Origin of the sequence: Pectobacterium jejuense, from assembly GCF_026800125.1 — a bacterium.
Taxonomy (GTDB): Bacteria; Pseudomonadota; Gammaproteobacteria; order Enterobacterales; family Enterobacteriaceae; genus Pectobacterium; species Pectobacterium jejuense.
Genome location: NZ_JAPQKX010000013.1, coordinates 81,814 through 89,113, shown reverse-complemented (window position 1 = coordinate 89,113; position 7,300 = coordinate 81,814). Strand labels below are relative to the sequence as shown.

Here is a 7,300-nt window from a genome sequence, read left to right as displayed (position 1 = left end):
CCCAAACCCCAAACCCCAAACCCCAAACCCCAAACCCCAAACCCCAAACCCCAAACCCCAAACCCCAAACCCCAAACCCATTTCACCGCTGCGGCCTAAGGGGCGCTACGCTCGTCTATGCAGTGTCAGTTTTTTCTCCCGTGTGCCTTCCGTTCCCGAATCAGCTTCCGGTTAATCGTTTCCCAACACAACCCGTCCCGCAAGGGTAAATGGCACGCATTCTGCGCCCTTGCGTGCCGGAACGATGCCGGGAAAGCGAACCGTCAGGCGATACGAAGACGAAATTCACACCACTGACGGAGAAAAAATATGACGATTTCCCAGCATACCCAGACTAGCGCCCCTAACACCGCAGCGGCGACCAGCGTATCCCCGCTGGAGCAGTCAGGCTCCTCAAAAACGAAATTTTCTAAAGCCAAAACCGATATTTATCAGACCGTCACCGATAACATCATTGCAGCGCTTGAAGCCGGTGTAAAACCGTGGTCTTGCCCGTGGCAACGAGTGCCGGGTATGTCTGGGTTGCCTTCCAACTTCGCAACTGGTATCGCGTATAGCGGAATGAATATCATGCTGTTGTGGTGCAGTGCGTCAAAACAGGGTTTTGGTGATTCACGCTGGATGACCTACAAACAAGCACAGGCAGTCGGTGGGCAGGTTCGCAAAGGTGAGCATGGCACGACAGCCATCTTCTATACAACCTTAGAGAAAGAGAACGAAGACGGCGAAATCGACCAGATCCCGATGCTGAAAACTTTCAACGTGTTCAATGTTGAACAAATTGATGGCCTTCCGCTGACAACTGAAACCGTCAGCCCGGAAGCAACCTTTGACCCGTTGCCGGAGGCTGAAAATCTGTTCCAGAAGAGCGGCGTAAACATCATTGAGAAAGGACAAAACGCCTTTTTCCGCCTCTCAACTGATGAGGTCTGGTTACCCGAGCGTCATCTTTTCGCTGATGCTGCTAACTTTTACGCTACCGGCCTGCATGAGCTGGTTCACTGGAGTGGTGGTAAAAAACGACTTAACCGTGAAATGAAAGGGAAATTTGGCAGTGCAGATTATGCGGAGGAGGAATTAGTGGCGGAGCTGGGAAGTGCTTTTCTGATGGCGGATTTGGGTATTATTGGAGAAGTGCAGCACGAAAACTATATTGCCTCATGGCTTCAGGCGCTGAAAAACGACAAGCGCTATGTTTTCAAAGCGGCCAGCGCCGCCTCAAAAGCGCATCGTTACCTGATGGATAAGATTTGAGGCGGAGATGATAAGCCGCAAAGGAGTGCGGCTTTAACCTTATAGCTGGGCGGCAGAGTGACAGAAGTCTCAGGGAGATTAATTTCCCTGCGAATTTTCCGGGCATCAAATGCCCGGAAAATTCGCAGGCTGCGGGAGCGGGCGGCAAAGAGCCCGCACATCCCGCAAACGGCGTTTATACATCGGTGATTGCTGTAAACGACGGCTCAGGTATGACGACTGGCTGTGAAGTTTGCAGGACTGTAAGGGGAGCAGAGCCTGTCTTTGGTGTTATGATAAGTGTATTATGCCGTGTAATGCGCACGGCATTTCATGCAGGAGAGAAACCATGACCGCGAAACAACGCAACACGCAGAGCGTGACCATGACAGTAGAGCGTACCTTACTGGTAAGAGCGCGTGAGGCGGGCATCAATCTGAGTGCTATCCTGACAACCGCCCTGGATGCAGAGCTTCGCTCTCATGAAGCGAAAAAATGGCAGGAAGAAAACAGGGAGGCTCTCGCAGCACTAAATCGTTTTCATGATGAGCAGGGTTGTTTCAGCGATGAATACAGGACGTTTTAACCATGCAATTCACTGTATATGGTAATACCGGGAAAAGCGTCGTTTACCCGCTGTTGCTCGATGTCACGAGCGATATTATTGGACAATTGAATCGTCGGATAGTGATCCCATTGCTCCCGATTGAAAAGTATCCTGCAGGCCTCCGACCGGATTGCCTTGTCCCCGTCGTCATGCTGACGGACGGCAAAGAATACGCCGTAATGACCCACGAGCTGGCAAGTATCCCTGTCCAGGCTCTGGGGGCGGTGTTTTGTGATGCTTCGCAGTACCGCACTCAGGTAAAGGCGGCAATAGACTTCCTCATCGACGGGTTCTGACGTTTCTTTCTATTCTGTTAAACAGGCATGCCTTTAATCGTCGCTGACGGGGGCCTGTTCAAGCTCGTCGATAGTGCGGAAGAGAAACATCTCCCGGATCTTTGTATCAAACGGGACGGGAACGTTGTTCCTTACCACCGTCCTGATACTGTCAAACAGCCTAACCAGACCGTTGCTGTAGCATCCAGAAAATTAGCCCACCATTGCAGCACCAGACGACGCTGTTCAAGATGCTTGGTGACTTCACTCTCTGTCCGCTCCGTGCCAAAAGCAGACTCTGTTAACATCACTAACATGTGCCAGATATGATCCTACCCAAGTAATGTGCACCACTAGGTGTGCCAAAAAACCATTGAAAAGGTGGCGTAAATTGATTAATTTACTCTGAATAGGGTCAACTGAAAGCATCTCTTTACTGAGGAACTTTATGTTATATCCAGAAAATATCACTCAAGGGGTGCAAGAGAATTGATAATTTCGAATAAACTATATTGTTTGGATGATAAAATCGAGAAACTCTACAATTCCTGCAGAGTATTTTTGAATTCTGATAGTAAAAAAATCTCAAAGCTTTCACAATTGTCAATTTTCCCAACATTTTTGTTTAATGGGTATCCAGGTACTGGGAAAAGTTCTGTTGCGAGCATTCTTTATGAGGAGCTTAAAAAAGACTATAATATTGATATTGCCAGGCTAAATGTTGATGAATTAATTTCACACAATTTTGGTGAATCTTCATCTAATTTAAGGGCGTATTTTCAAAGCAAAAAAGAAGAAATTAAAAATAATAACTCCTACTATTTCATCATAATTGATGAGTTGGATTCATTTACAATCAATAGACATCAAAATGACAATGATAGTATAAAAAGAATACTTCTAACATTTAATACAATTATAGATGAGTTGGTTAGGAGTGATGAGATCTATAAATTCATAATAATAGCGACAACCAATATTAAAGAAATTATCGATACATCTGTTCTTAGGCGATTCTATTTTAAAGAAGATTTTAATATTGAGCTTAATGAAAATGATTTTGTAAAACTAATTGAAGAATTGGGTGTTCTTACTGATATTGGCATTGAGGGATCATTGAGTGAAATATTCCAAATATACAAGCAAAAAAAATACACCTTGGGGGAGTTGAAATCAATTTATTCTAAAGTGTATTTTAATACCATGATTTCTAAAGAAAATAACTTTATAAATATTAATGACTTCTTAGATTATCAAACTTACCATGAATTAGAATTACGCTATAAATAGGGAGGTATACAGTGTCAACTGATGAAGATAAGATGATAAAAAAGCTCGAAGAACATAGGGATGCAACTAAACTAGTCGTTGAAATTGCAAGGTTGCATGATATATTAGTCATTCCAACTGTTAATGGTGATCCAAGGGGGGACTTTGAATATCCTCATGATAAAAAGGATAAACTCATTAGTGCCTTAGATATGTACCTTGGGAAGTATAAATATATTCAGGATGATACTAATGATTAAAAGATTTGGAGAGATCAAAACAAGGAGAAATATATTTCCTTCTCAAGTTGAAAAAATCATAGAGACAGGAACGGTAGATATATTAATCATTCAGGCAAAAGCGTCTCAGAAAACAAAGGATAAATTAACGGAAAATGGTATTACCTTATATGAGGGTGTTGAGCCCAGTGAAGTTGATCGTTTGAGAGAAGTCATTGCAAAAGAATTGGAATCCAAAGAAAAAAAGGAGACTGAATGATGATGGAGTTAACGTTCTATAATAAAAATAAAGAGCCAGAGGTTATTTCAGTGTCTGATTATTGCTATGAAAAATTAGCAAAAATTGGTTTTTCTAAAAAGGTTGAATATCATGAAAGTTCTTTTATTATCGAAGGGGAGGAATATTCAGTTTTATCTGCGAAGCTCACTAGCAAAAATAGAAAGGTTTTACTTTCTCTTATAGAGAGCGAAAGACAAGAAGAATTAGAAAAAATATTTACAAATATGGATAGTAGCCCAACAATAAAAGAAATCAGAGAGAATTTACTATACGTGAGGGAACTAACTAAAATATATAAACTATTGAAAATGCGAGGCAATATCTATTTTTCATTTGATTGAGTAATATATTATTAGCCAAACACTCGGCTCAGTGAGGCAGCAGAGCTGTGCCAGTGTTTGAGTGAAGTATTAAAGTCCGCTTCTCGCTCTTAGCCGACCATGAGATTTGGCAACGCCAGATCCAGCTTATGAATATTGCCACGGCTCCAGTTGTCGCAGCTCGTCGAGAGTATAAATACGAAAAACATTGCGGTGACGTGCTTCCAGCGGTATGTGCTGATGGTTGATGATGACGTGCTTGACGCTGCCAAACAGCAGTTCAAGCGCCCGTTTTTTCTGTAGGTCCGGTACGATATAAAAGACGTAAATCCAGTGCTTTTGTGTCCGGGCCAGCAAATGGCTGGCGATGATTGACTGATAGCGGGCTTTGGTCTTCAGGCGGCGCTCGGTTTCTACTGCGATGATCTGTCCGTCAGGGAGTGTGACGAGTCCGTCCGGGCGGTGTTTGACCTGATACTGGCTGAGGAACGTTGAGCGATCGCCGTTTACCCATCCGGATGCACCTTTTTTCTCCAGGATGAGCCTAGCCACCTGATTATCAAGGTGGTGCTCCAGCGTCCAGCCAGTGATTTTTGAAGGCTCAAATCGTGCCGGGAAAATGTCATCGTCCGGCGTTAAAACGATAGCCAGTCCGTCGCTGGTTATGCCCCACAATGACATTTTCATCGTCCGTGATTCAAATACATACTTTTGTATTAACCCCATTCGCTCAGTTTTTGTCAGCAACGTATACAGCGATTTATGATCCCTGAAGCCAAACAGCAGCATCAGTGTTTTAAAGTCGCTGTAGGTTTCTTCCTTCAGGAAATTCAGCAGCCTTTTTATCTTCTCGCTGTTGCGCGTGGTGCGCTCGCTATGCGTGGCGATAAGCATGAAACCTCCTAAAAATTGAGCAAGGACGGTGTTTCGTCATCATCAGATCTCGGCTTTGTTGATTCCCTTTCCCCTTCAAAGAAAAGATCGGGCCGGGTTGCTGCGACATTGGGCGTTGAAGTGGGTGTTGCTCCTTCCTCGTCGAAGTCCAGCGCGATTTTTGCTGGTGCTGCCGACGCGGCAATATCCGGAGACACGGAATAGATCTCCAACTCGCGTTTTTGTACCTTGATGGGGGAAATTAGTGAGGCTGAGGGAAGCGTTCTCGTCGTAAAGATAAAGCTGACAAAATCGGGCAGGTTCAGGATCATATTGCTGTCGATAAAGAAACGCTCGGCCTGTCTAATCGTACGTTCACCGTCGATGGTTTCCGCCAGTACGGCATCGGTTTTCGCTTTGCGGATTTCATCATCCACTAAGATGGTGCCGGACATTCTCGCCACCCATTCCGCCGTATCCGGGTCCATAACGCGGTAAACTAGCTTGAATTTAGCGTTTTCAACGACTGCACCGACAACAGCATCGCCTTTTAAATCTGCTGGGCAGTCTTTTAAATCGGCAACGGACTGATGGGCCATGATGATATGTACGCCTTTATCCCGTGCTGCGCCTAACCCCTCCAGCGCTGGTTTTGATAGGTGGTATTTCAGTTCGTCGAGAAAGATGGCTATGGGGCGGGGCGTTTCTTTTACCCGGTCGCGCCGTTCTGCTAACTGGTACAAACGTACCAGCAGCATGCGCTGTGCAGTAATGATTTTGCTGTTGCGCATTGAGCCGATGAGATAGCAGCAGCCACCTTCATCAAAAACCGATTGGAGTGAAAATCCTGTCGGCGCGTTGATGGCATTGAGCAACGCCAGCTCTTCAATCTTGCCGAAAAAGGCTTTGATATCCTCTGCGATACTTTGAACATATTCGCCGTTATAAATACCGCGGATAGTAGAAGAGGGATGACTGCTGACAAATTGTGCCGCCATACGTGCCGCTTTTCGGTCGTCGATACGATAAAAATCGGATTCCTGACCTTTTTCCGCCAAGCTGAATCCCGCAACAAACAATTCCTCCAGTTCGTCAGGCGTAATATTTTCAATCAGATTTAATTGGTATTGCGGTTTTCGCAGGTCAATTAAGGCAAAGGGTTTGCCTGCATCCTCGCAGGCCTTGCGATAAAGATGCGTCGCCCATTCATCATCCTTTGGGTCCATAATAAATACACCTTCACCCGCCAGGATACTTTGGTAAAGCAATATACCGGTTGCGACACCTTTACCGGCTCCGGTGGTTCCAATAATATCCGCGTGTTGTTTTTGCCAGTCTTTTAACGGGAGGTACATCGGCTGTTGCTCTCTGTCCATCCCGATAAAAATGCCTTTGCTCAGTTCGATATAATCCAGCGGGTTATAATGCAGCGTTTCCGGCAGCAGAGATTTCACCGTGCGTACATCGGTGCGTAATTCTCGTTCAAGACTGGTCTTTTTGATGAGTCGTTTTTTTATTTTATCCAGTTCAGGCGTTAATGTTCGGCGCAGAGCAATATGGAAAATAAACCCGGCCACGGTAAATATAATTAATATTGACCAGTCCAGAATGGGAGTGCGGGTAAGTATTCTACCGTTATAAAGCCACTGAAAAACGCTAATAAGTAATGGTCCCATTGTGCCAAACAGAAAACACAGCAGGGAAAAACTGATAATCAGCTTTTTCCATAGCGAGGCTTTTTGCCGTTCATCGCTCTTCATTGAGGAAAAAAACGGCAGGGTCAGGCCCGATAATAGCGCCATCATTAATTGATGCTGTTGTATAACATCAATAAAGGCTAGCGCACCATTCACTATCGGCGACAGTGAAACGGCAAGCTTATTTAAAATCATGATGCCTCCTTCGCCAGAGACTCGCCCCAATGCATCGCCCCATCAATTCGCCCCACGGTATTGGGCGAAAAGGTGGGGCGAACGTTTGGGGCGAAGAAGGTGACCGCTCTGCGGTCATGTGTCAGAAAGCATGCTTTCTGACACGAAACAGTGTGCGCCAGTTCATGCGGGCTGGACGCCCTTATTGCCTGGCTCATGGGGGTAATGTCATGGCTGGACGCCACACCAAAACCCCCAGGGTCAAAGGCGGCACACCGTCGTCCGCTACGCGCGACCCCCCCCTTTGAGACGCCGTTTTTCGCCTATTTTTTC

The 7,300-nt window shown here is 45.4% G+C and carries 9 protein-coding genes and 2 pseudogenes; 7 read left to right on the top strand and 4 right to left on the bottom strand.

The genetic code is table 11. The features are described from left to right. The first annotated feature begins 309 nt into the window (after positions 1-309). The 3 genes from NXT09_RS20175 (at position 310) to NXT09_RS20165 (ending at position 2,136) form a co-directional block, all read left to right on the top strand. Positions 310-1,254, top strand: coding sequence for an ArdC family protein (locus tag NXT09_RS20175; protein ID WP_268580982.1), 945 nt, complete (start codon positions 310-312; stop codon positions 1,252-1,254). A gap of 328 nt (positions 1,255-1,582) precedes the next feature. Beyond that, entirely contained in the window at positions 1,583-1,819 is a 237-nt protein-coding gene (locus NXT09_RS20170) for a type II toxin-antitoxin system CcdA family antitoxin (RefSeq protein WP_268580981.1), read from the top strand. A gap of 2 nt (positions 1,820-1,821) precedes the next feature. Continuing rightward, positions 1,822-2,136: a CcdB family protein gene (locus NXT09_RS20165; RefSeq protein ID WP_268580980.1), complete on the top strand. Its 315-nt coding sequence runs from the start codon at positions 1,822-1,824 to the stop codon at positions 2,134-2,136. Between the two features lie 33 nt (positions 2,137-2,169). On the opposite strand, the pseudogene NXT09_RS22535 reads toward NXT09_RS20165, so the two are convergent. Continuing rightward, positions 2,170-2,304, bottom strand: a pseudogene (locus NXT09_RS22535) (MobC family replication-relaxation protein); the annotation flags it as partial. Then, positions 2,287-2,372 (bottom strand): annotated as a pseudogene (locus NXT09_RS22620) (mobilization protein mobC); the annotation flags it as partial. The pseudogenes NXT09_RS22620 and NXT09_RS22535, both read right to left, overlap by 18 nt. Positions 2,373-2,676: 304 nt before the next feature. On the opposite strand from NXT09_RS22620, the gene NXT09_RS20155 reads away from it, so the two are divergent. The 4 genes from NXT09_RS20155 to NXT09_RS20140 are packed head-to-tail and all read left to right on the top strand — an operon-like array spanning position 2,677 to position 4,244. After that, entirely contained in the window at positions 2,677-3,405 is a 729-nt protein-coding gene (locus NXT09_RS20155; protein WP_268580979.1) for an ATP-binding protein, read from the top strand. An 11-nt stretch (positions 3,406-3,416) separates the two neighbouring features. Then, positions 3,417-3,644: a hypothetical protein gene (locus NXT09_RS20150; RefSeq protein ID WP_222850890.1), complete on the top strand. Its 228-nt coding sequence runs from the start codon at positions 3,417-3,419 to the stop codon at positions 3,642-3,644. Next, complete coding sequence (locus NXT09_RS20145) at positions 3,637-3,882, top strand: hypothetical protein (protein WP_111778818.1); 246 nt, start codon at positions 3,637-3,639, stop codon at positions 3,880-3,882. Before NXT09_RS20150 ends, NXT09_RS20145 begins: the two co-directional genes overlap by 8 nt. Then, a complete protein-coding gene (locus NXT09_RS20140) occupies positions 3,879-4,244 on the top strand; it encodes a hypothetical protein (protein ID WP_222850891.1) in 366 nt (121 codons plus the stop codon). Before NXT09_RS20145 ends, NXT09_RS20140 begins: the two co-directional genes overlap by 4 nt. Before the next feature lie 126 nt (positions 4,245-4,370). Here the strand turns inward: NXT09_RS20140 and mobC are convergent, their stop codons facing one another. Further along, positions 4,371-5,117, bottom strand: coding sequence for a MobC family replication-relaxation protein (gene mobC / locus NXT09_RS20135; protein WP_268580978.1), 747 nt, complete (start codon positions 5,115-5,117; stop codon positions 4,371-4,373). Between the two features lie 8 nt (positions 5,118-5,125). Then, positions 5,126-6,988, bottom strand: a complete 1,863-nt coding sequence (locus NXT09_RS20130) for a type IV secretory system conjugative DNA transfer family protein (protein ID WP_268580977.1) — start codon at positions 6,986-6,988, stop codon at positions 5,126-5,128. Positions 6,989-7,300 lie beyond the last annotated feature (312 nt).